The following is a 20,978-nucleotide window of genomic DNA, read 5'->3' as shown; positions in this document are numbered from 1 at the left end:
CCACACCTTCATTCGTATCACGTGCCTATATAGTTACCCTATTAAAAATAGGGTAAGAGAGGCGGGCACCCGTGCACCGGGGTGACCGCCTCTCCCCTACCGGGTCACGGTGTGTACACCGCCGGCCTCGGCGCCGTCCCCATCCCGTTCCCGAGGAAGAAGCTCGGGTGCGGTGGCTGGTTGTATCCGCTGTTCTGCCAGGCCAGGCCCGTGCGGTACATCGTGTCGTGGAGCAGGGTCGTGATCCTCGTGTTCGTCTCGTACGGCGTGGAGTAGATCCGCAGGGCCGTGTTGCCGCTGGTGCGCCAGACGACCTCCTCGCGCCAGTCGCCGAGGATGTCGCCGGACAGCACGGGCGTGGCCTTGGTGCCGTTGTTGGAGGCGACACCTGAGCCGGTCAGCAGGCGGGTGTCGGACGAGGTGCCGTACTTGTCGACATGGGTGCCGTCGAGGAGTTCGCGGACGGTGTCGCCGTCCCACCAGGACAGGAAGTTCACGGACGACGGCTCTCGGCCCTTGGTGGCGCCGGCCTCGTCGCGGACGGAGGTGTCGGAGGCGGACCAGACCTCGGCGCCGTCGTTGCCCGCGTAGATGTCCCCCGCCACGCCCCGGCCGTTGTCGCAGCATGCGGCCAGGGACCAGTTCACGGCTCCGTCGGCCGGGTCGATGTACAGCTCGGCGGGCTGGGACGTGGACTCCGAGACCTTGAAGTACTCGAGTCCCGCGTGCCCGGGGTCGAGGTCGCCGAGATGCTGGGCGTCACCGTGGCCGGTCCTGGTGGTCCACAGGCCGCCTCCGTTGTCGTCGATGGCCATCGCGCCGTAGACGATCTCGTCCCTGCCGTCGCCGTCGACGTCCCCGACGGACAGGCTGTGCGAGCCCTGGCCGTCGAATCCCTTGCCGCTGTTGGTGGAGGAGTTGGTGTCGAAGGTCCAGCGGCGGGTGAAGGCGCCGCCCCGCCAGTCCCAGGCCGCCACGACCGTACGGGTGTAGTAGCCGCGGGCCATGATCAGCGAGGGGCGGGAGCCGTCCAGATAGGCGGTGCCGGCGAGGAACCGGTCGACGCGGTTGCCGTAGGAGTCCCCCCACGACGACACCGTCCCCCGGGCCGGCACGTAGTCCACCGTCCCCATCGCGCGGCCGGTCCGGCCGTTGAACATGGTCAGGTACTCGGGGCCGGACAGGACGTAACCGCTGGAGTTGCGGTGGTCGGCCGACGAGCTGCCGATCACCGCCCCGGTTCCGTCGACCGTGCCGTCGGCCGTCTTCATGGCGACCTCGGCCTCGCCGTCGCCGTCGTAGTCGTACACCTGGAACTGCGTGTAGTGCGCGCCGGAGCGGATGTTGCGGCCCAGGTCGACCCGCCACAGCCGGGTGCCGTCGAGCTTCATGCCGTCGACGACCGTGTTGCCGGTGTAGCCGGACTGGGAGTTGTCCTTGGCGTTGGTGGGCTGCCACTTCAGGACGAGGTCGAGGGCGCCGTCGCCGTCGAGGTCGCCGACGGAGGCGTCGTTGGCCTCGTAGGTGTACGCCACCCCGTCGGGGGTCGTGCCGCCGGCCGGCGGGCTGAGGGGGACGTCCTTGTAGCCCGGGCGGAACTGCACGGCGTGCACGGAGTCACCCTGCTCGACGCCGCCCACGACGGCCCGCACGGTGTAGTCGGCCTGCTCGGGGGCGCCGGAGTGGAAGTAGTTCGTGGAGCCGGTGATCGGCGCGGAGTTGACCTTGGTGCCGGCCCGGTAGACGTTGAAGGAGACGCTGTCCGGATCGGTGCCGAGCCAGCGCCAGCTGACCAGGTTGCCACTGGAGGTGTGGACGCTGACCACACCGCGGTCGAGTACCTCGACCTGACGGGCGGTGGCCGCTTCGGCCGTGCCGGCGCCGCCCAGCGTGGTGATTCCGGCGGCGATCAGAGCGGTGGCGGCGACGGCCGCGGAGAGTGCGGCCCGCCGTCTGCGGTGCCTGCGCGGGTGCTGCACGTGACGTACCTCCTCGGGAGGACGGACGGGTTCCGTTCCCTCAGTCGCCACCGTGCGGACGGGGGTTGCCGCGATTTCCGGCCGGTCCTGTGAAGGGTCACCCGGGTTTGCGGAAGGCCCGGACGGTGAACACCGGATCGGGCCTGGGGCGGTCCTGGTCCGGGAGCCGCGCCAGCCGGGCGGCGAATCCGGCGGCGAGCTCACCGCCGGGCGGTACCGTCACGAACCAGCCCCTGCGCAGGTCCGCGACCGTGCGGCGCGGGCTGCGGCCCTGTCCGTGTCCGGTGAAGCGGGTCTCCCCCGCCGGAAGCAGCGCGTGGTCGAGGGCGTACGACTCGACGAGCGCCGCCGCGTCCCGTGCCGCGCGGCACGGGCGGGAGGCCATCACGGCGTCGATGTCGCTGCCCACGTTGTGCGCGGCCGCCTTGTCGACCGTGGTGACGTAGACCCCGCCGGGTCGCAGCACCCGGGCGCACTCGCCGACGATGGTCCGCACGTCCTCGGGGGTCGGCGCGAGGTGCAGCAGCCAGACGCTGCTGACGGCGTCGAAGTGGTCCGCGCGAAACGGCAGCCGACGGCTGTCGGCGAGCACCACGGAGCCGGGCAGCCGGGCGGCGGCCTGCCGGGCCATGGCGGGCGCGAGGTCGACGCCGGTCACGCGCAGTCCGTCCCGCCCGGCGACCAGCCGCCGGGTCACGATGCCGGTGCCGCAGGCGACGTCGAGCAGGCGCCGGGTGCCGTCCGGCAGCAGGCCCAGCACGGCCTGCGCGGCGGCCGCCGCTCGGGGCTCGCCGCCGCGCGAGGCGTCGTAGCGCTCCGCTTCCTTGTCGTAGTCGAGCACGCTCGTCACTGCGCCCCGTGACCGGGGGCGAGATCCTCGATCCTGCGGGCCAGGGCGAAGTCCCGCTTGGTGACGGCACCGACGGTGTGGGTGTTCACGGTGAGTGACACCGTGTTGTAGCCCAGGGTGAGGTCGGAGTGGTGGTCGAGCTCCTCCTGGACCTGGGCGATGTGCACGACCATCGCCGTGGCCGCGAAGTGCGAGGGGAGCCGGTAGGAGCGGGCGAGGCGGTCGCCCTGCAGCGACCAGCCCGGCAGCTCCGCGAGCCGGTCCTCGATCTCCTTCTGCGACAGCGGTTCGAGGGGCATGGCCTCGCTCCTTCCTGCACGGGAGGGTTCGTCTTCAGCCTGCCACAGCCTGGGGGCCGCGGGCTGGTCGGACGGGTTCCCCCGGGGGCCGGCGCCGCGCGCACGGGCCGTGCCCCGGGCCACCGCCGATCACCGCCGCGCCCGGCCCGGCCGTTCCCCGGGCTCCTCGACTACCGTCGTACCCATGACCTCCGTCCCGCCCGGCAACACCGCGCCCGCCACCGCCCCGACCGGCCAGGGCGTGGGCCCCCTGCTGCGGGCCTGGCGGGAGCAACGCAGGGTCAGCCAGCTGGAGTTGGCGCTGCGGGCGGACTCCTCGGCGCGGCACATCAGCTTCATCGAGACGGGCCGCTCCCGGCCGAGCGAGGAGATGGTGCTGCGGCTGGCCGAGCACCTGGACGTGCCGGTGCGCGAGCGCAACGCGCTGCTGCTGGCCGCCGGCTACGCCCCGCGCTACCCGGAGACCCCGCTGGACGACCCGGCGCTGGACGCGCTGCGCGCGGGCATGGAGCAGCTGATCCAGGGCTACGAGCCCTACCCGGCGCTGGTGGTCGACGCGATGTACAACGTGCACGCCGCCAACCGGGGCATCCTCATGCTCCTCGACGACATCCCCGGCCATCTCCTCCAGCCCCCGCTCAACGCGATGCGGCTGACGCTGCACCCGGAGGGTCTCGCGCCGCGCATCCGTAATCTGCGCGAGTGGCGGGGCCATCTCCTCGCCCAGATGCAGCGGCAGATCGCCCTGCACCGCTCGGAGCCGCTGCGGGAGCTGTACGAGGAGGTCGCGGCCTACCCGGTGCCGCAGGACGCGCCGGGCACGGAGCCGGACGAGCCCGTCCCGTACTTCGCGCTGCCGATGCAGATCGAGCACGAGGGACGCGTCCTGTCGTTCATCTCCTCCATCTCCACGTTCAACACGCCCATGGACGTGACCGTCGCCGAGCTGGCCATCGAGACGCTGCTCCCGGCCGACCCGGCGACGGTCAAGTACCTTCAGTCGCTGCTGCCCTGACGGATCCTCAGGGCCGCGTACTGCAGGCCGGCGAACCCGGCGACGGTGAGCGCCTGCAGCACGGTCCACACCGCGCCCGCAGTGGTCGGCGACAGCCACAGCGCGAGCGCGACGAGGCTCAGCACGGTCCAGGCCAGGTTGGTCTCGATCACCGCCCGTACCGGGAGGTCGGCGGGACGGGCCCGGGAGGCGAGCAGCGCGACGGCACCGGCGTACCCGGCGAGGAACGCGCCGAGGGTGAGCAGCAGGGCCCGCTCGACGCCGAGGAGCCGGCTCAGCGGGCCGGAGGCGACGAGGTAGGCGAGCCCGTTCGCCCCGGTCACCACCGCGTCCAGGGCCAGGAAGCGGCGCAGCACGGTCTGCGGGTCGGAGGTCCGGGCGAGCACGGTGAGCGAGGTGGCGGACATGACGAATCACCCTCCGTCGGGGTCGAGTGGCATGCGACAGGACCCGGATCCCGGACCGGAGTGCGCCGGCCCGGAACCCGGTGCGTTCAAGGTCTCGCGCGCGAGCGCGCCGGTCGATTACCTGCCGGGTCATGCCAACCCCCCAAGGGGCGCGGGGAACTGCGCGACCGGCCCCACGGACCCGCACCCGGCCCACGACAGCGGCCACCCCCCACGGCCAACCGGAACGTGGCACACTGCACCCCGTACTTTCGGCGCGTAGGGGAGGGCGTGGCGTGAGTGAGCGGCGGCCCGCGCCCACCGTGGGCCAGGTGGTGCTCGGCAAACGCCTGCAGGAGCTGCGGGAGGCGTCCGGGCTGGGACGCGACGAGGCCGCGCGCGCCCTGCGGGTGACCGCGGCGACCGTACGGCGCATGGAGACGGCCGAGGTCGCGCTGAAGATCCCGTACGTGCAGGTGCTGCTGGAGACCTATGGCGTCCCCGAGGAGGAGGCGGCCGCGTTCGTCTCGCTGGCCGAGGAGGCCAACCAGCCCGGTTGGTGGCAGCGCTTCCACGACGTGCTGCCGGACTGGTTCAGCCTGTACGTGAGCCTGGAGGGCGCCGCCCGGCTCGTCCGCTCCTACGAGCCGCACTTCGTGCCCGGTCTGCTCCAGACCGAGGACTACGCGCGAGCCGTGCTGCGGGCCGGGACGATAGGGCAGACGGGGCCGGAGACGATAGAGCGGCATGTGTCCCTGCGCATGGAGCGACAGCGACTGCTGGAGCGCCCCGATCCGCCCCATCTGTGGGTGATCATGGACGAGACGGTGCTGCTGCGGCCGGTGAACGGCGGCGGCGAGGTGATGCGCGACCAGTTGGACAAGCTGCTGGAGTTCGCCGAGCGGGACCGCGTCACGCTCCAGATCGCCGAGTTCGCCTCCGGCCCGCACCCCGGGACGTACGCGCCCTTCACCCTGTTCCGCTTCGCCGAGCCGGAGCTGCCCGACATGGTCTACACGGAGTATCTGAGCGGCGCCCTGTACCTGGACTCCCGCAAGGAGGTCGCGGCGCATCTGGAGGTCCTGGACCACATGTCGACGGCCGCCGCCTCCGCCGAGCGCACCCGGAAGATCCTGCGGGAGCACCGCGAGGACTGCTGAGACCGAGGACCGTCCAGGCAGAGGACCGTCCAGGCAACCGACCCCGAGGAGACGACCGCGCATGTCCGGATCCGAGTCCGCGCCCGCCCGCGTCGACACCAGCCGGCCGCATCCGGCCCGCGTCTACGACTGGTGGCTGGGCGGCAAGGACAACTACCCGGTGGACGAGGAACTGGCCCGCAGGATCCTCGCCGTGGACGGCACGGTCCTGCGCGGCGCCCGCGCCAACCGCCGGTTCATGCACCGGGCCGTGCGCACGGTCGCGGAGGCCGGGACACGTCAGTTCCTGGACATCGGCACGGGCATCCCGACCGAGCCCAACCTGCACCAGGTGGCGCAGGGCGTCGCCCCGGAGTCCAGGGTCGTGTACGCCGACAACGACCCCATCGTGCTGCGGCACGCGGAGGCCCTGCTGCACGGGTCGGCGCAGGGCAGCACCGAGTACGTGCACGCCGACGTCCGGGACGCCGACGCCCTGCTGGCCCGGGCGGCCGAGTCCCTGGACTTCGACCGGCCGGTCGCGCTGTCGCTGGTGGCGCTGACCCACTACCTGAGTGACGACCCCGCGGGCGACGACGTGTACGGCCTGCTGGAGAAGTACGTGGCGGCGCTGGCCCCGGGCAGCCATCTGATCCTGTCGCAGGTCACCCCGGACCTCAGCCCGCAGGCCATCGAGAACGCGGCGAACCACTTCCGGCGCAGCGGCACCCCGTTCTTCCCCCGCTCGCTCGCCGAGTTCTCCCGCTTCTTCGACGGCCTGGAGCTGCTCGGCCCGGGTGTCATCCCCGTCTACGGCTGGCGCCCCGAGCCGGCCGACGTGGCGGCCCAGGCGGAGGGCATCGTGCCCGTGTACGCGGGGGTCGCCCGCAAGCCCTGACCCGTACGGGTGCCGTGAACGGGTGCGCTCCCGCGCCCCGCCCTAGGTTCGTGATCAGGGCAAGCAAGGGAGCGCCTGTGACCGACACCCGGGTACCGCCCACCCCGCCCGCCGAGCCGGGCGCGGCGCTGCTGAGGGCCGGCAGGTTCTTCCGGCCCGGCACGCCCGCGCCCGATCTGCACAGCGTCGCGCTGACCGGCGGGCGCGAGGCGGACGCGTTCTACCGGGACCGGTGGAGCCACGACAAGGTCGTGAACTCCACGCACGGCGTGAACTGCACCGGCTCCTGCCGCTGGAAGGTGTACGTCAAGGACGGCATCATCACCTGGGAGACCCAGCAGACGGACTACCCGTCGGTGGGCCCCGACCGTCCCGAGTACGAGCCCCGCGGCTGCCCGCGCGGCGCCGCGTTCTCCTGGTACACCTACTCCCCCACCCGGGTCCGCCACCCGTACGTCCGCGGTGTGCTGCTGAAGATGTACCGGGAGGCGAAGGAGCGTCTGGGCGACCCCGTGCTGGCCTGGGCGGACATCCAGGGCGACCCCGAGCGCCGCCGCGGCTACCAGCGGGCGCGCGGCAAGGGCGGCCTGGTGCGGGCGAGTTGGGACGAGGCGATCGAGATGGTCGCCGCGGCGCATGTGCACACCATCAAGACGTACGGCCCCGACCGCATCGCCGGCTTCTCGCCCATCCCGGCGATGTCGATGGTGTCGCATGCGGCGGGCGCCCGCTTCCACTCCCTGATCGGCGCCCCGATGCTGTCGTTCTACGACTGGTACGCCGATCTGCCGGTCGCCTCCCCGCAGGTCTTCGGCGACCAGACCGACGTACCGGAGTCCGGCGACTGGTGGGACGCGGCGTATCTGATCATGTGGGGTTCGAACGTCCCGGTGACCCGCACGCCCGACGCGCACTGGATGGCGGAGGCCCGCTACCGGGGCCAGAAGGTCGTGGTGGTCGCGCCCGACTACGCCGACAACGCCAAGTTCGCCGACGAGTGGCTCCATCCGCACCCGGGCACGGACGGCGCGCTGGCCCTCGCCATGGGGCATGTCGTCCTCAAGGAGTTCTTCGTCGACCGCCGCACCGAGTTCTTCACGGACTACGTGCGCAGGTTCACCGACCTGCCCTTCCTGGTCACCCTGGAGGCACGGGACGGCGCCTACGTCCCCGCGAAGTTCCTGCGCGCCTCGGACCTGGGCCAGGAGGGCGACGGCGCGGACTGGAAGACGGTCGTGCTGGACGAGGTGTCGGGGCGCGCGGTCGCCCCGAACGGCTCCCTGGGCTTTCGCTGGACGGAGTCGGGCAAGGGCCGGTGGAACCTCGAACTCGGCGACACGGAACCGAAGTTGAGCTTGTACGGCAGCGAGGTGTCGGCGGGTGTCGAGGTACTGCTGCCTCGCTTCGACACCGAGGGCGGGCCGCACGGGCAGGGCCGCGGCGGCGTCATACGCCGGGGCGTCCCGGTGACGAAGCTCGGCGGTGCGGACGGCCCCCTGGTGACGACGGTCTTCGATCTGCTGCTCGCGCAGTACGGGGTGGCGCGGCCGGGGCTGCCGGGCCGCTGGCCCACGTCGTACGACGACGCCGACTCCCCCGGCACGCCCGCCTGGCAGGAGGCGCACACCTCCGTCCCGGCGGCCAAGTGCGTACGGATCGCACGGGAGTTCGCACAGACGGCCGAACGGTCCAAGGGCCGCTGCATGATCCTGATGGGCGCGGGCACCAATCACTGGTTCCACTCCGAGACGATCTACCGTTCCTTCCTCGCCCTGCTCCAGCTCACCGGCTGTCAGGGCCGCAACGGCGGCGGCTGGGCACATTACGTGGGTCAGGAGAAGTGCCGTCCGGCGACCGGCTGGGCGACGCTCGCCGCCGCGTCGGACTGGTCGCGCCCGCCGCGCCAGATGATCGGCACGGCCTACTGGTTCCTCAACACCGACCAGTGGCGCTACGACCGGTTCACGGCCGACGTGCTCGCCTCGCCGCTCGGCGCGGGACGCTTGCGCGGGATGACGGGCGCGGACTGTCTGGCGCTGTCGGCGCGCGTGGGATGGATGCCGTCGTACCCGACGTTCGACCGCAATCCGCTGGAGCTGGGCGACGTGTTCGGCGACGCGGTGTCACGGGTGGTGGCCGAACTGCGCGCGGGCACGCTGAAGTTCGCCTGCGAGGACCCCGACGCCCCGGAGAACTGGCCGCGGATCGTGACGCTGTGGCGGGCCAATCTGCTGGGCTCGTCGGCGAAGGGCGCGGAGTACTTCACCCGGCACCTGCTGGGCACGCAGTCGTCGCTGCGGGCCGAGGAGGCCCCCGAGGACGTCCGCCCGAAGGAGGTGACCTGGCACGACGAGGCACCGGAGGGCAAGCTCGACCTGCTGCTGTCGCTGGACTTCCGGCAGACGTCGTCCACACTGCTGTCGGACGTCGTGCTGCCCGCCGCCACCTGGTACGAGAAGCACGACCTGTCCAGCACGGACATGCACCCCTACGTGCACTCCTTCACCCCGGCCGTGGACCCGCCGTGGCAGGCGCGCACCGACTTCGAGGCGTTCAAGGCGCTCGCCGAGCGGCTGAGCGAGCTGGCCGTGGGCCATCTCGGCGTGCGCAGGGATCTGGTGGCGACCCCGCTCCAGCACGACACCCCGGGCGAGATCGCCCAGCCGGGCGGGGTGGCTTTGGACTGGCGGCGCGGCGAGTGCGATCCGGTGCCCGGCAGGACCATGCCGAACCTGACGGTCGTGGAGCGGGACTACACCGCGATCGGCGCCAAGTTCGCCTCGCTGGGCCCGCTGGCCGAGCGACTCGGCCTGCCCGCCAAGGGCATCACGCTCCGGCCGGACGAGGAGGTCGAGGACCTGCGGCTGCTGAACGGCACGACCGGTGACGGGCGCCCCCTGCTCGACACGGCCGTGAAGGCGGCGAACACCATCCTCGCCCTGTCCGGCACCACCAACGGCCGCCTCGCCACCCAGGGCTTTCGCACCCTGGAGGCCCGGACCGGGCAGGAGATGGCCCACCTGGCGGCCGAGCACGAGGGCAGACGGACCACGTACGCGGACACCCAGGCCGCGCCGGTGCCGGTGATCACCTCGCCGGAGTGGTCGGGCAGCGAGTCGGGCGGGCGCCGCTACACCGCGTTCACGCTCAACACCGAGCACCTCAAGCCCTGGCACACCCTCACCGGCCGCCAGCACTTCTTCCTCGACCACGACTGGATCCACGAGCTCGGCGAGGCGCTGCCCGTGTACCGGCCGCCGCTGGACATGAACAAGCTGTTCGGCGAACCACGGCTCGGCCCGGACGGGCAGCGGGAGGTGACGGTCCGCTTCCTCACCCCGCACAACAAGTGGTCCATCCACTCCGAGTACCAGGACAACCTGTTCATGCTGGCGCTCTCCCGCGGCGGCCAGAACATCTGGATGTCCCCGCAGGACGCGGACGCGATCGGCGTCGTCGACAACGACTGGATCGAGGCGGTCAACCGCAACGGCGTGGTCGTCGCCCGGGCCGTCGTCTCGCACCGGATACCGCACGGCACCGTCTACATGCACCACGCGCAGGAACGCACGGTCGCCGTCCCGAAGACGGAGACCACCGGCCGGCGGGGCGGCATCCACAACTCGCTGACCCGGCTGATCCTCAAGCCGTCCCACCTCGTCGGCGGCTACGCCCAGCTCTCCTGGGCCTTCAACTACCTCGGCCCGACGGGCAACCAGCGCGACGAGGTCACGGTGATCCGCCGCCGCAGCCAGGAGGTCGACTACTGATGCGTCCGATGGCCCAGATCGCGATGGTGATGAACCTCGACAAGTGCATCGGCTGTCACACCTGCTCGGTCACCTGCAAGCAGGCGTGGACGAACCGCCGCGGCATGGAGTACGTCTGGTTCAACAACGTCGAGACCCGCCCCGGCCAGGGCTACCCGCGCCGCTACGAGGACCAGGAGCGCTGGCGCGGCGGCTGGGAGCTGAACCGGCGGGGCGCGCTGAAGCTGAAGGCGGGCGGGCGGCTGCGCAAGCTCGCCGGGATCTTCTCCAATCCCGAACTGCCGGAGATCAAGGACTACTACGAGCCCTGGACGTACGACTACAAGAACCTCACCGACGCCCCGCTGGGCGACGACTACCCGGTGGCCCGGCCGATCTCGCAGCTCGACCGCAAGCCGATGAAGATCGAGTGGTCCTCGAACTGGGACGACAACCTCGCCGGCGCCCCCGCCTACGGCGATCTCGACCCGATGGTGGAGCGGACGCGCACCCAGGCGTCCGAGAAGGTGCGGTTCGAGTTCGAGCAGAGCTTCATGTTCTATCTGCCGCGCATCTGCGAGCACTGCCTCAACCCGTCGTGTGTGGCGTCGTGCCCGTCGGGTGCGATGTACAAGCGGGCGGAGGACGGCATCGTCCTGGTCGACCAGGACCGCTGCCGGGGCTGGCGGATGTGCGTGACCGGATGCCCGTACAAGAAGGTGTACTTCAACCACGCCACCGGCAAGGCCGAGAAGTGCACGATGTGCTACCCGCGCGTCGAGGTCGGTCTGCCGACGGTCTGTTCGGAGACGTGCGTGGGCCGGCTGCGCTATCTCGGCGTCGTGCTCTACGACGCGGACCGGGTGACGGCCGCGGCCTCCGTACCACGCGAACGGGACCTGTACGAGGCACAGTTGGGCGTCTTCCTCGATCCCGAGGACGCCGAGGTGCGGCGGGCGTGCAAGGACGCGGGGATCCCCCACGACTGGCTGGAGGCGGCCCGCCGCTCGCCCGTGTACGCGCTGATCAGCAAGTACCGGGTGGCGCTGCCGCTGCATCCGGAGTACCGGACGATGCCGATGGTCTGGTACATCCCGCCGCTGTCGCCGGTGGTGGACGCGCTGGCGGAGACCGGGCACGACGGGGAGGACGCCCGGAACCTGTTCGGCGCGATCGACACGTTGCGCATTCCGCTGGAGTACCTGGCGGAGATGTTCACGGCCGGCGCCATCGGCCCGGTCCGCGCCTCGTTGGAGAAACTCGCCGCGATGCGCTCCCACATGCGGGCGATCAACCTCGGTGAGGAGCCGGATCCGTCGGTGCCGGCCGCCGTGGACATGGCGGCCGGGGAGATCGAGGAGATGTACCGGCTGCTGGCGATCGCCAAGTACGAGGACCGGTACGTCATTCCGACGGCGGCGGTCGGGGACGCCCGGCGCCTGGAGGAGTCGGCGCTGCCCAAGGGGTGCAGCCTCGACTTCGACGGCGGGCCCGGGATGGGCGGGGACGGCCCCTTCGGCCAGGACTCGGGGCGCAAGCTGCTGCCGCTGGTGACGGTGGAGAACTTCCACGCGCTGCGCGGACGGCAGACCTCTGACGACGCCGCCGACGCCGCCGACATGACCCGCACAGCCGACGCCGAGGAGACCTGATGCCGTCCTTCGAGGTGCTCTACCAGGCGGCCGCGCTCTGTCTGACGTATCCGGACGAGGACTTCCGCGCGCGTCTGCCCCTGCTGCGTGAGGCCGCGCCGCAGCTACGGGAGTTCACCGACCACGCGGCCGTCACGCCGCCGGACGAACTGGCCGCGCACTACGTCGAGGTGTTCGACTTCAAGAACCGCCACAGCCTGTATCTGACCTGGTGGCTCGACGGGGACACGCGGCGGCGCGGCATGTCGCTGCTGCGGTTCAAGGAGGTCTACCGGGCCCACGGCCTGGAGTTCACCCACGAGGAACTGCCCGACTTCCTGCCCGCGGTACTGGAGTTCGCCGCCCGCACCGGCGACACCGATCTGCTGCTGGAGCACCGCGACTGCCTGGAGCAGCTCCGCTCCCGCCTCACCGACTTCGGCACGCCGTACGCGTCCGTCCTGGACGCCGTGTGCGCGACCCTGCCGACCGAACGCACGGGGGTGCGCCCATGACGACGCTGCTGTGGGGCGTCCTGCCCTATGTCACCTTCGCCCTGCTGGTCGCGGGGCTGGTCTGGCGGCACCGCTACGACCGCTTCGGCTGGACCACGCGTTCCTCCCAGGTCTATGAGTCGAGGCTGCTGAACATCGCCTCGCCCGCCTTCCACTACGGCATCCTGTTCGTGCTGGTCGGCCATCTGGTGGGCCTGTTCGTCCCGGAGTCCTGGACGCACTCGCTCGGTGTGAGCGAGCACGCGTACCACCTGCTCTCCCTGTACGGCGGCACCGCGGCCGGCGCGCTGACCGTCGCCGGGATCGCCCTGCTGATCTACCGGCGCCGCACGAACGCACCGGTGTTCCGGGCGACCACGGCCAACGACAAGCTGATGTACGTCGTGCTGCTCGGCGCGATCGTGCTCGGCATGGTCGCCAAACTCACCCACGTCTCCGGCGACGGCTACGACTACCGCCGGTCCATCGCCCCGTGGGCCCGCAGCCTGTTCACCCTCCAGCCCGACCTGGACCGGATGACGGGCGTGCCGGTGCTGTACCAGATCCACGCGGTCGTCGGCATGGCGCTGATCGCGCTGGTGCCGTACACCCGGCTGGTGCACATGTTCAGCGCGCCGGTGCAGTACCTGTTCCGGCCGTACCTGGTGTACCGCAGCCGCGACCCCCGGGACCTGGGGCCGCGGCCGGAGCGGCGGGGCTGGGAGAAGACGGGCTCCTAGGCCGCCGGGCCCTTCTGGTCCCTCTCGTCGTCGACGATCTCCGCGTCGACCACGTCGTCGTCCGGTGCCGCGCTCTGCTCGGTGCCGGTGCCGGTGCCGGCGTCGGCCGTGGTGTCCGTCGGGGTCTGCTGGGACTGGGCGTACATCGCCTGGCCCATCTGCTGGCTGACCGTGGCGAGCTTCTCGATGCCGGTGCGCAGGACGTTCGTCTCGGCGTTGCGCTCCAACTGCTCCTTCAGCTCCGTGATCGCCGCCTCGACCTCGGTCTTGGTGTCGGCCGGGACCTTGTCCTCGTTGTCGCGCAGGAACTTCTCGGTCTGGTAGACGAGCTGCTCGCCCTGGTTGCGGGTCTCGGCGGCCTCGCGGCGCTTGTGGTCCTCCTCGGCGTACTGCTCGGCCTCCCGCATCATCCGGTCGATGTCGTCCTTGGGCAGCGCCGAGCCGCCGGTCACGGTCATCTTCTGCTCACGGCCCGTCGCGAGGTCCTTCGCCGAGACGTGCATGATGCCGTTGGCGTCGATGTCGAAGGCGACCTCGATCTGCGGCACTCCGCGCGGGGCGGGCGGCAGGCCGGTGAGGTCGAAGACGCCGAGCTTCTTGTTGTACGCGGCGATCTCGCGTTCGCCCTGGTAGACCTGGATGCCGACCGAGGGCTGGTTGTCGGCGGCGGTCGTGAAGATCTCCGAACGCCGGGTCGGGATCGTCGTGTTGCGCTCGATGAGCTTCGTCATGATGCCGCCCTTGGTCTCGATGCCCAGGGACAGCGGGGTGACGTCGAGCAGCAGGACGTCCTTGACGTCGCCGCGGATGACGCCCGCCTGCAGGGCCGCGCCGACGGCCACGACCTCGTCGGGGTTGACGCCCTTGTGCGGGTCCTTGCCGGTGAGTTCCTTGACCAGGTCGGTGACGGCGGGCATCCGGGTGGAGCCGCCGACGAGGATGACGTGATCGACCGCGGAGAGCTTGATGCCGGCGTCCTTGACCGCCTGGTGGAAGGGGGTCTTGCAGCGGTCGAGGAGGTCCGCGGTGAGCTCCTGGAACTGCGCGCGGGTCAGCTTCTCGTCGAGGTGGAGGGGGCCCTCGGCGGAGGCGGTGATGTAGGGCAGGTTGATCGTGGTCTCGGAGGAGCTGGACAGCTCGATCTTGGCCTTCTCGGCGCCCTCGCGCAGCCGCTGCAGCGCCATCTTGTCGTTGCCGAGGTCGATGCCGTTCTGGCCCTTGAACTTCTTCACCAGGTACTCGACGACCCGCTGGTCCCAGTCGTCGCCGCCGAGGTGCGTGTCGCCGTTGGTGGCCTTGACCTCGATGACACCGTCGCCGATCTCCAGCAGCGAGACGTCGAAGGTTCCGCCGCCGAGGTCGAAGACCAGCACGGTCTGCTCCTCGCCGCGGTCCAGGCCGTAGGCGAGGGCGGCGGCCGTGGGCTCGTTGATGATCCTCAGGACCTTCAGGCCCGCGATCTCCCCGGCCTCCTTGGTGGCCTGCCGCTGGGCGTCGTCGAAGTAGGCGGGGACCGTGATCACCGCGTCGGTGACGTCCTCGCCGAGATAGGACTCGGCGTCCCGCTTCAGCTTCTGCAGCACCCGGGCCGACAGCTCCTGGGCCCGGTAGCGGGTGCCGTCGATGTCGCCCTGCTCGGGGAAACGCCAGTTCGAGTCCCCCATGTACCGCTTCACGGAGCGGGCGGTGCGCTCGACGTTGGTCACCGCCTGCCGCTTGGCCACCTCCCCCACGAGCACCTCGCCGTTCTTGGCGAAGGCCACGACCGACGGCGTGGTCCTGGCCCCCTCCGCATTGGCGACGACCGTGGGTTCGCCGCCCTCCAGAACGGCGACCACCGAGTTCGTGGTCCCGAGATCGATCCCGACCGCGCGTGCCATCGCTGTCCCCTTCCGCCAGGGCACCCCTTGAACTCCAGCACAAAACTTGAGTGGGCTCTTGTCAATGGGGCGAGTGACCCGGGGGGCGGGTACCAAACGGCGGCTGAGCGGGCGCTCAGGGGTCGGGGGGCAGGCCCGGAGGGCCGCCCCCCGAGGGGCGCGGGGAACTGCGCGACCAGCCACGACGGCGCCGTGGGGACGCTCGGCCCCTCGCGGCTCCCCGCGGAGCGCTATGCCAGCTTCGCCGACAGCGTGATCGTCGTCCCCGTCAGCGCCTGACTGACCGGGCAGTTCTTCTTGGCGTCCTCCGCGGCCGCGACGAACGCGTCGTTGTCGATGCCCGGAACCGTCCCCTCCACGGTCAGGTGGATCCCGGTGATCCCCTCACCCGGCTGGAAGTTCACGTCGGCCGAGGTGACGAGCTTGGTGGGCGGCGTGCCGGCGCCGTTCAGGGCGTGCGACAGCGCCATCGAGAAGCAGCTGGAGTGCGCGGCGGCGATGAGCTCCTCGGGGCTGGTCTTGCCGTTCGCGTCCTGGGAGCGCGAGGCCCACGTGACCGGCTGCGCGGCGATGGCGCCAGAAGAGTCGAAGTTGACGACACCGTTGCCCTCGAGCAGGTTGCCTTCCCAGACGGTGTGTGCGGAGCGCGTGGTAGCCACGATTCTTCCTTTCGCGTGGGGGCCCGTTTCCTGGGTCCGTGCCCCCATCCGATCACACTCCGGCTCAACTCACCCGGAAGACCGGCCCACGCGGGGTGAACGGCAGGCGACGTCCCGGGGGAATCAGGTACGCGTGCTCGCGGCGCACCCGCAGCACGTCGCACCAGCCGTCCGTGATGACCAGGACGGGCGCACCGGGCGGGAAGTCGTCCGCGCGCAGCAACAGATCGATGCCGGGCTGGAGAACCGTGCCGCCACGGCCGCGCACCCGTACCCGCCCGGCGATGTCCGTCACCGGCACGTACCCGGCGTCGTACGGCCCCGCGTCGCAGAACACCACGCGCGCGGCCGGTACGTCCCGCGCCTCGGCGTACGAGGCGATCGCGCCGAGCGCCTTGCCGAGCAGGCCCGCGCTCATGGAGCCCGAGGTGTCGAGGACGACGCCGAAGGTGCAGCGGGCGATCTCCTCGGGCGGGAAGTAGCGGCCCGCGCGCGGGATTTCGGGCGTGGAGGCCTGGCGGCGGGCGGGGCGGGCGTACGTCCGCACCGGCTCCGGGCGGGGCACGAACTCGTCGAACCAGCGGGCCAGTCGGGCGTCCCAGGGCAGCGGCGGATGGCTGAGCGCGCGGATCTCCTGGACCAGGCCACCGGGCAGGAAGCCGCGTTCCTGCTGCTGGTGCAGGTCCAGGCCCTGGCACAGGCCGCGGCGGTAGAACTCGTCCAGGTCGACGTAGTCGCCGGGCGCGCCGAGCGGGGCACCGAGCACATCGCCGACGCCCTTGCCGCGCAGGGTGGCCAGCCGGCGCATCCGGCGCAGGTCGCCGCCGATCCGGTCGTAGACCTCCTCCGCCGACAGACCCGTCAACTCCTGGTCGTACAGCAGCCCTTGGGGCATCTCACCCACCTGCATCTCGCGCAGCCAGCCGTTGATGACGTAGTCGCAGGCGACGTTGAACAGGTAGGGGTCGCGGCCGCCGCAGCGGTCGCCGTGCCGCAGGGCGGCGTGCAGCATCTCGTGGGCGAGGATGAACCGCCATTCCTCGGGCTCGAACTGGCGCAGCGGGTTGATGTAGATCTCGCCGGCCTCGGCGTTGACGGCGGCGACGGCGATGCCGTGGGCGCGGGCGAGTTCGGCGTCGGCGACCAGCTTGATGCCGGCCGCGATGCCGCCGAGCAGCGGGTAGGACGTGATGAACCACTCCAGCGCCCACTGCCAGGGCCGCTTCTTGACGGGTTCGCCGAGCATGGAGTCACGGCGGCCGCCCGCCATGTCCATCGCGGTGGACACGGTGCGGGTCAGCGCGGTGGCGAACGCCAGCTGATGGTCGGGCGGGGACCCGAACCAGCCCTTCCACTCCATGAGCAGTTGGTCGGGCTCCGGGCCCGCCGTGCCGCAGCGCTCGTACGCCGCCGGGACGCCGTCGCGGCGCCAGGGCGCGGCGAGCCGTTCCTCGTCGCCGTCCGGGTACGTCAGCGGCAGATGGTCGGGGGCCTTGCCGACCGGGAAGGTGAGCAGGAAGCGGTTCACGGCGACACAGCGTGCGGCGACGTCGGCGCGGTCGGGCTGCACGGCCGTGCCCTTCCTGGAGGGGACGTGGCCGAAGCCGAGGTGCAGGACGGCGTGCGCGATCGCCCAGGCCCAGGTGGCGGGTTCGGCGAGCCGGGTGGGATGGACGTGCAGGACACCGTCGGAGTCGACGCGGATCAGGCCGTCGCGCGGCGCCTCCTCGCACTTCTCGTGGCGGCAGACGGTGAACTCGACGGCGGCGAGCGCCGGGTTGGCGCGTACCAGCCGCAGCCCCTCGGCGAAGGCCTCCGCCGCGAGGTCCCGCTTCTTCTGCCCCTTGCCGCCCTTGCCGCCGCCGCGGCTCACCGCCGTGCCTCCACCAGCCGGGGCATGTCGCGCGCGGCCTCCACCAGGAACCAGGACGGCAGGACGGGGTTGCCGTCCGCGTCGGAGGAGATGACGCTCTGGGCGACCTCGACGGAGATCTCCGCGAGCTGCACCAGCAGCGACTTGGCGCGGTACGCGGTCTGCCGGCCGGCCGCCGACATGTGCTCCTTGCTGACCGGCAGTTCCTTGATCAGGCGGCCCCGGAAGGACTCGGCGAGGTAGTAGAGCAGGTCGCGGTCCTGCATCCGCGACGGCCAGCCGGCGTCGCCCTTGATGATGGCCTCGATGCCGTACTGGCTGCGCACGATCTTGACGTAGCCGCAGAACGCGGTGGCGTGGGTGGGCGTCAGCGTGCCGTGCGCCACCACCTTCAGCGTCTCCTCGTCGAGGCCCTGGCCGAAGGAATGCAGTGCGTCGGAGAGCATGTGCCAGGAGCGGGGCGTGGAGAACGGCTCCTCGGTCTTCGGCGGCTTGGACCACAGGTGGTCGGGCCGGTCGGTGAGGTGGTCCAGGATCCACGGGTGGATGCCGTTGTTCGCGGCCCAGGTCAGCCAGTCCTTGGCGGACGCCTCCAGATGGACGTGGGTGAGGCGGTTGACGAGGGCGGAGGCGATGGGGCGGGCGAGCGCGTTGTCGGTGGCCCGGTTGCCGGCACCTATCACGATGGAGCCCTTGGGGAGTTCGTAGGTGCCGATACGGCGGTCCAGGATCAGCGAGTAGAACGCCTTCTGCACATCCGGGGTGGCCGCGTTCAGCTCGTCCAGGAACAGGCAGTACGGCTCGTCGCGGGCGATGGCCTCCGGCGGGCAGAACACCGAGCGCCCGTCGCGGATCTGCGGCACGCCGATCAGGTCCTCCGGGGCGAGCTGGGTGCCGAGCAGACTCACGCACTCCAGCCCCAGCGACGAGGCGAAGTCCCTGACGAGGGAGGACTTTCCGATGCCGGGGGCGCCCCAGATGAACACCGGCCGCACGGTGGCGAGGCCGAGCAGCAGTTCGGGGATGCGGGAGGGCGTGACGGTGACGGCAGCCTGCAACGCAGGGACTCCTTGGGAGTGTTCGAGTGATGTGCGACTCGAACAGTGTGTGGCCGCGGCCCCCGGGGACGCAGCCGATTTTCAGGCGGCCCGCTCCTGCGGCTCCGTCGCCACCGGCACCTGCGGCCCGTCCGCCTCGCTCAGCCAGCGCCGCAGGACCCGGTGCACCTGCTCCGCGCCGACCAGGTCCTCCCCGTCGCCCACCGGCGCCGAGAAGGCCGTCGGCGACAGCAGGAACGGCTCGCCCTGCGCCCCGCCGAGCCCGCCGTGCGAGCCGATCTGCTCCTCGAAGGCGAGCACCTCGCCGTCGGCGGGGTCGTACGCGGAGTTGACCATGATGTCGGCGGTGCTCGGGAAGGAGTGCGTACGGCGTACGGCGTCGGCGGCGCCCGGCCCGAAGACCTCCAGCGGGCCCGGCTCGTCGTCCAGCCGGTCCAGGGGGATCTCGGCGCCGTACGCGCCCAGCACGACGCCGCCGTGCCGTTCGCTGCGTACCAGCAGGAAGCCGATGCCGGGGTGGTTGGCGAGGGTGGTGAGCAGGGCGGGGTGGCGGGCGTCGATCTCCTCCCTGGTCATCCGGTGCGGCACGTCCGGGAAGGAGACCAGGCCGAGGTTGCCGGAGGCCAGCACGATCGGCTCGGAGCGGCGGTGCTGCTCGCCGCCCTCCTCGACGGGGCGGCGCAGCGCGGCCCGCACCGCCGCGCGGGCCTCGGCTCCGCTGTGGGTGCGCCGCGCCCTGCGCGGCACGGGCAGTCCGCAGCCGGCTCGCACGAGGTCGCCGAGGCCGAGGCCGTAGCGGGCACGGAAGGTCTCACCGGGGCTCTGGCCGTGGTCCGACAGCACGACGATCCGGTACGGCCGCGGCGCGTGCTCCGCGGCCTTCTCGATCAACGCGAGTGCCCGGTCGAGGCGTTCGAGGACCTTCTCGGCGTCACGGCCGAACGGCCCGGAGTGGTGCGCGACCTCGTCGTACGCCACGAGGTCGGCGTACACGGCGGTGCGGCCGGCGAACATGTCGCCGAGGACCGCCGCGACCACGACGTCCCGTTCCACGACGGTCGCGAAGGCCCGCACGAACGGGTAGAGACCGCCGCGGGAGACTCTCGGCCGGGCCTTGCGGACGCGGGCCCGGGTGGACTCGCCGATCTCGCGGCCGACGTCGGCGACGAAGGACAGGGCGGTGCGCACGGCGTTGGCCGGGTCGGAGAAGTAGGCGAAGTAACCGGCGCGGGAACGGTTGCGGCGATCGCGGCGTCTGGTGGCGATGGACAGCACGAGGGCCTGCTCGTCGGCGCCGCCGCTGAAGAGGTTGCCGCGGCTGGCGCCGTCGGCGGTGAGCAGTCCGCCGTCGCCGGTGCGGTCGATGGCACGGCGCTGGAGCTCGGCGGCGCTGGTGGGTCGGTTGCAGACCATCACCTCGCGGGCCGCCTTCTCGTACCAGCGGAAGGCCGGGACGTCGTGGTTGCTGCCGTGCAGAATGCCCAGCTGGCTGGCGCCGGTCTGGCTGGACCAGTCGGTGCGCCAGCGGGAGAGCCGGTGGGTGGGGCGGGCGCCGTCACCCGTGCCGGGCTCCAGCCAGCGGGCGACGGTGGGCATCAGGCCCTTGCCGGCGGCGGCGAGCAGGACGTCGTGTCCGACGCCGTCCAGCTGCATGAAGACGGTGCCCGGGCTGGAGGGGCCGGGTGGCAGGGCCCGGCGCCGGCGGTCGGCGAGGCGGTACAGCCGGCGCCGGTAGGCGTCGTCGTCGCGTACGGCCAGGGCGGCGCCGGTGGCGGAGGCGACGGCGGACATCACGGCGGCCACGATGACGGCGGTCTCCGGGGCGGCCTCGCTGTCGCCGGACGGCACCAGGCGCAGGGCGACGATGAGCAGCGAGCCGTTCAGGAAGAACACCAGCAGGCCGAGCACGAGCGCGGGCACGAGCAGCAGCAGCCGTACGAGCAAGGGCCACACGAGGGCGGAGAGCAGACCGAAGGCGCCGGCGCCGAGGGCTGCGGTGACGGCGATCCGGGTGGCGCTGTCATCGTTCGCCGACTGCAGCTGGAAGTCGGGCAGGATCCCGGCGAGCACGAGCATGGTGAGGGTGGAGACCGCCCACACGGCCACGCTCCGCCCGACCTGACTGGCAATCCGCCGCCAACGCCCACGCACGCCCAGCCCACCTCACGTCCCGGCCCACCACCCCGCATCGGGCCTTCACGCCCCCAGCCTGACACAACGGTCCTGCACGTCGGCTGGTTCCCCGGTCGGATGCGGTGGGGCAGCAAGACTCGAAGGTGCGCGGGGAGCGGCGTGGCCGGACCCGACGACGCCGCGGCCGGCCACGGG

The 20,978-nt window shown here is 71.7% G+C and carries 16 protein-coding genes; 7 read left to right on the top strand and 9 right to left on the bottom strand.

Annotated features, from left to right (window positions below; all coding sequences use genetic code 11):
- Positions 1-104: 104 nt before the first annotated feature.
- From ACGFW6_RS38440 to ACGFW6_RS38430, 3 genes are all read right to left on the bottom strand, one after another.
- Positions 105-1,979 (bottom strand): rhamnogalacturonan lyase, encoded by a 1,875-nt coding sequence (locus tag ACGFW6_RS38440; protein WP_393520806.1) that lies wholly within the window; start codon positions 1,977-1,979, stop codon positions 105-107.
- Positions 1,980-2,076: 97 nt separating this feature from the next.
- Positions 2,077-2,820 (bottom strand): class I SAM-dependent methyltransferase, encoded by a 744-nt coding sequence (locus ACGFW6_RS38435; protein ID WP_393520804.1) that lies wholly within the window; start codon positions 2,818-2,820, stop codon positions 2,077-2,079.
- Positions 2,821-2,825: 5 nt separating this feature from the next.
- On the bottom strand, positions 2,826-3,128 hold the full coding sequence (locus ACGFW6_RS38430) for a 4a-hydroxytetrahydrobiopterin dehydratase (RefSeq protein WP_393520802.1): 303 nt from the start codon (positions 3,126-3,128) through the stop codon (positions 2,826-2,828).
- 184 nt (positions 3,129-3,312) lie between these two features.
- Between ACGFW6_RS38430 and ACGFW6_RS38425 the strand changes: the two genes are divergently transcribed.
- Positions 3,313-4,143 carry a helix-turn-helix domain-containing protein gene (locus tag ACGFW6_RS38425; protein WP_393520800.1) on the top strand — a complete coding sequence of 277 codons (831 nt, stop codon included), beginning with the start codon at positions 3,313-3,315 and terminating at the stop codon, positions 4,141-4,143.
- Here ACGFW6_RS38425 and ACGFW6_RS38420 read toward each other — a convergent pair.
- Complete coding sequence (locus tag ACGFW6_RS38420; protein ID WP_393520798.1) at positions 4,125-4,550, bottom strand: hypothetical protein; 426 nt, start codon at positions 4,548-4,550, stop codon at positions 4,125-4,127. The two genes, ACGFW6_RS38425 and ACGFW6_RS38420, sit on opposite strands and share 19 nt — an antisense overlap.
- A 275-nt stretch (positions 4,551-4,825) precedes the next feature.
- Between ACGFW6_RS38420 and ACGFW6_RS38415 the strand changes: the two genes are divergently transcribed.
- From ACGFW6_RS38415 to narI, 6 genes are all read left to right on the top strand, one after another.
- Entirely contained in the window at positions 4,826-5,689 is an 864-nt protein-coding gene (locus ACGFW6_RS38415) for a helix-turn-helix domain-containing protein (protein WP_393520796.1), read from the top strand.
- A 61-nt stretch (positions 5,690-5,750) separates the two neighbouring features.
- Entirely contained in the window at positions 5,751-6,566 is an 816-nt protein-coding gene (locus ACGFW6_RS38410; protein ID WP_393520794.1) for an SAM-dependent methyltransferase, read from the top strand.
- A 77-nt stretch (positions 6,567-6,643) separates the two neighbouring features.
- Positions 6,644-10,336 (top strand): nitrate reductase subunit alpha, encoded by a 3,693-nt coding sequence (locus ACGFW6_RS38405; RefSeq protein WP_393520792.1) that lies wholly within the window; start codon positions 6,644-6,646, stop codon positions 10,334-10,336.
- The gene (narH, locus tag ACGFW6_RS38400) at positions 10,336-11,967 is read left to right on the top strand and encodes a nitrate reductase subunit beta (RefSeq protein WP_393520790.1); all 1,632 of its coding nucleotides are present in this window, start codon (positions 10,336-10,338) and stop codon (positions 11,965-11,967) included. Before ACGFW6_RS38405 ends, narH begins: the two co-directional genes overlap by 1 nt.
- Positions 11,967-12,461, top strand: a complete 495-nt coding sequence (narJ, locus tag ACGFW6_RS38395; RefSeq protein ID WP_393520788.1) for a nitrate reductase molybdenum cofactor assembly chaperone — start codon at positions 11,967-11,969, stop codon at positions 12,459-12,461. Before narH ends, narJ begins: the two co-directional genes overlap by 1 nt.
- On the top strand, positions 12,458-13,180 hold the full coding sequence (gene narI / locus ACGFW6_RS38390; protein WP_393520786.1) for a respiratory nitrate reductase subunit gamma: 723 nt from the start codon (positions 12,458-12,460) through the stop codon (positions 13,178-13,180). Before narJ ends, narI begins: the two co-directional genes overlap by 4 nt.
- On the opposite strand, the gene dnaK is transcribed toward narI, so the two are convergent.
- The 5 genes from dnaK to ACGFW6_RS38365 form a co-directional block, all read right to left on the bottom strand.
- Positions 13,177-15,060 (bottom strand): molecular chaperone DnaK, encoded by a 1,884-nt coding sequence (gene dnaK / locus ACGFW6_RS38385; protein WP_393520784.1) that lies wholly within the window; start codon positions 15,058-15,060, stop codon positions 13,177-13,179. The genes narI and dnaK overlap by 4 nt on opposite strands.
- A 230-nt stretch (positions 15,061-15,290) precedes the next feature.
- A complete protein-coding gene (locus tag ACGFW6_RS38380) occupies positions 15,291-15,719 on the bottom strand; it encodes an OsmC family protein (protein ID WP_030946875.1) in 429 nt (142 codons plus the stop codon).
- Between the two features lie 64 nt (positions 15,720-15,783).
- Positions 15,784-17,592, bottom strand: coding sequence for a hypothetical protein (locus ACGFW6_RS38375; protein WP_393520781.1), 1,809 nt, complete (start codon positions 17,590-17,592; stop codon positions 15,784-15,786).
- Positions 17,589-18,650, bottom strand: coding sequence for an ATP-binding protein (locus tag ACGFW6_RS38370; protein ID WP_393520779.1), 1,062 nt, complete (start codon positions 18,648-18,650; stop codon positions 17,589-17,591). Before ACGFW6_RS38370 ends, ACGFW6_RS38375 begins: the two co-directional genes overlap by 4 nt.
- Before the next feature lie 81 nt (positions 18,651-18,731).
- Positions 18,732-20,750, bottom strand: coding sequence for a phage holin family protein (locus tag ACGFW6_RS38365; RefSeq protein WP_393520848.1), 2,019 nt, complete (start codon positions 20,748-20,750; stop codon positions 18,732-18,734).
- Between the last annotated feature and the right edge of the window lie 228 nt (positions 20,751-20,978).

The sequence above is a fragment of the Streptomyces sp. Y7 genome, assembly GCF_043195415.1.
Lineage (GTDB): Bacteria > Actinomycetota > Actinomycetes > Streptomycetales > Streptomycetaceae > Streptomyces.
Note: the sequence above shows the minus strand (reverse complement) of the source record. Positions and strands in the feature narration are given on the sequence as shown.

What these genes read in the sequence shown, in the direction of transcription:
- narJ (WP_393520788.1), top strand. Translation starts at nt 11,967, where the DNA reads ATGCCGTCCTTCGAGGTGCTCTACCAGGCGGCCGCGCTCTGTCTGACG.
- narI (WP_393520786.1), top strand. Translation starts at nt 12,458, where the DNA reads ATGACGACGCTGCTGTGGGGCGTCCTGCCCTATGTCACCTTCGCCCTG.
- ACGFW6_RS38420 (WP_393520798.1), bottom strand. Translation starts at nt 4,550, where the DNA reads ATGTCCGCCACCTCGCTCACCGTGCTCGCCCGGACCTCCGACCCGCAG.
- ACGFW6_RS38430 (WP_393520802.1), bottom strand. Translation starts at nt 3,128, where the DNA reads ATGCCCCTCGAACCGCTGTCGCAGAAGGAGATCGAGGACCGGCTCGCG.
- ACGFW6_RS38410 (WP_393520794.1), top strand. Translation starts at nt 5,751, where the DNA reads ATGTCCGGATCCGAGTCCGCGCCCGCCCGCGTCGACACCAGCCGGCCG.
- ACGFW6_RS38425 (WP_393520800.1), top strand. Translation starts at nt 3,313, where the DNA reads ATGACCTCCGTCCCGCCCGGCAACACCGCGCCCGCCACCGCCCCGACC.
- dnaK (WP_393520784.1), bottom strand. Translation starts at nt 15,060, where the DNA reads ATGGCACGCGCGGTCGGGATCGATCTCGGGACCACGAACTCGGTGGTC.
- narH (WP_393520790.1), top strand. Translation starts at nt 10,336, where the DNA reads ATGCGTCCGATGGCCCAGATCGCGATGGTGATGAACCTCGACAAGTGC.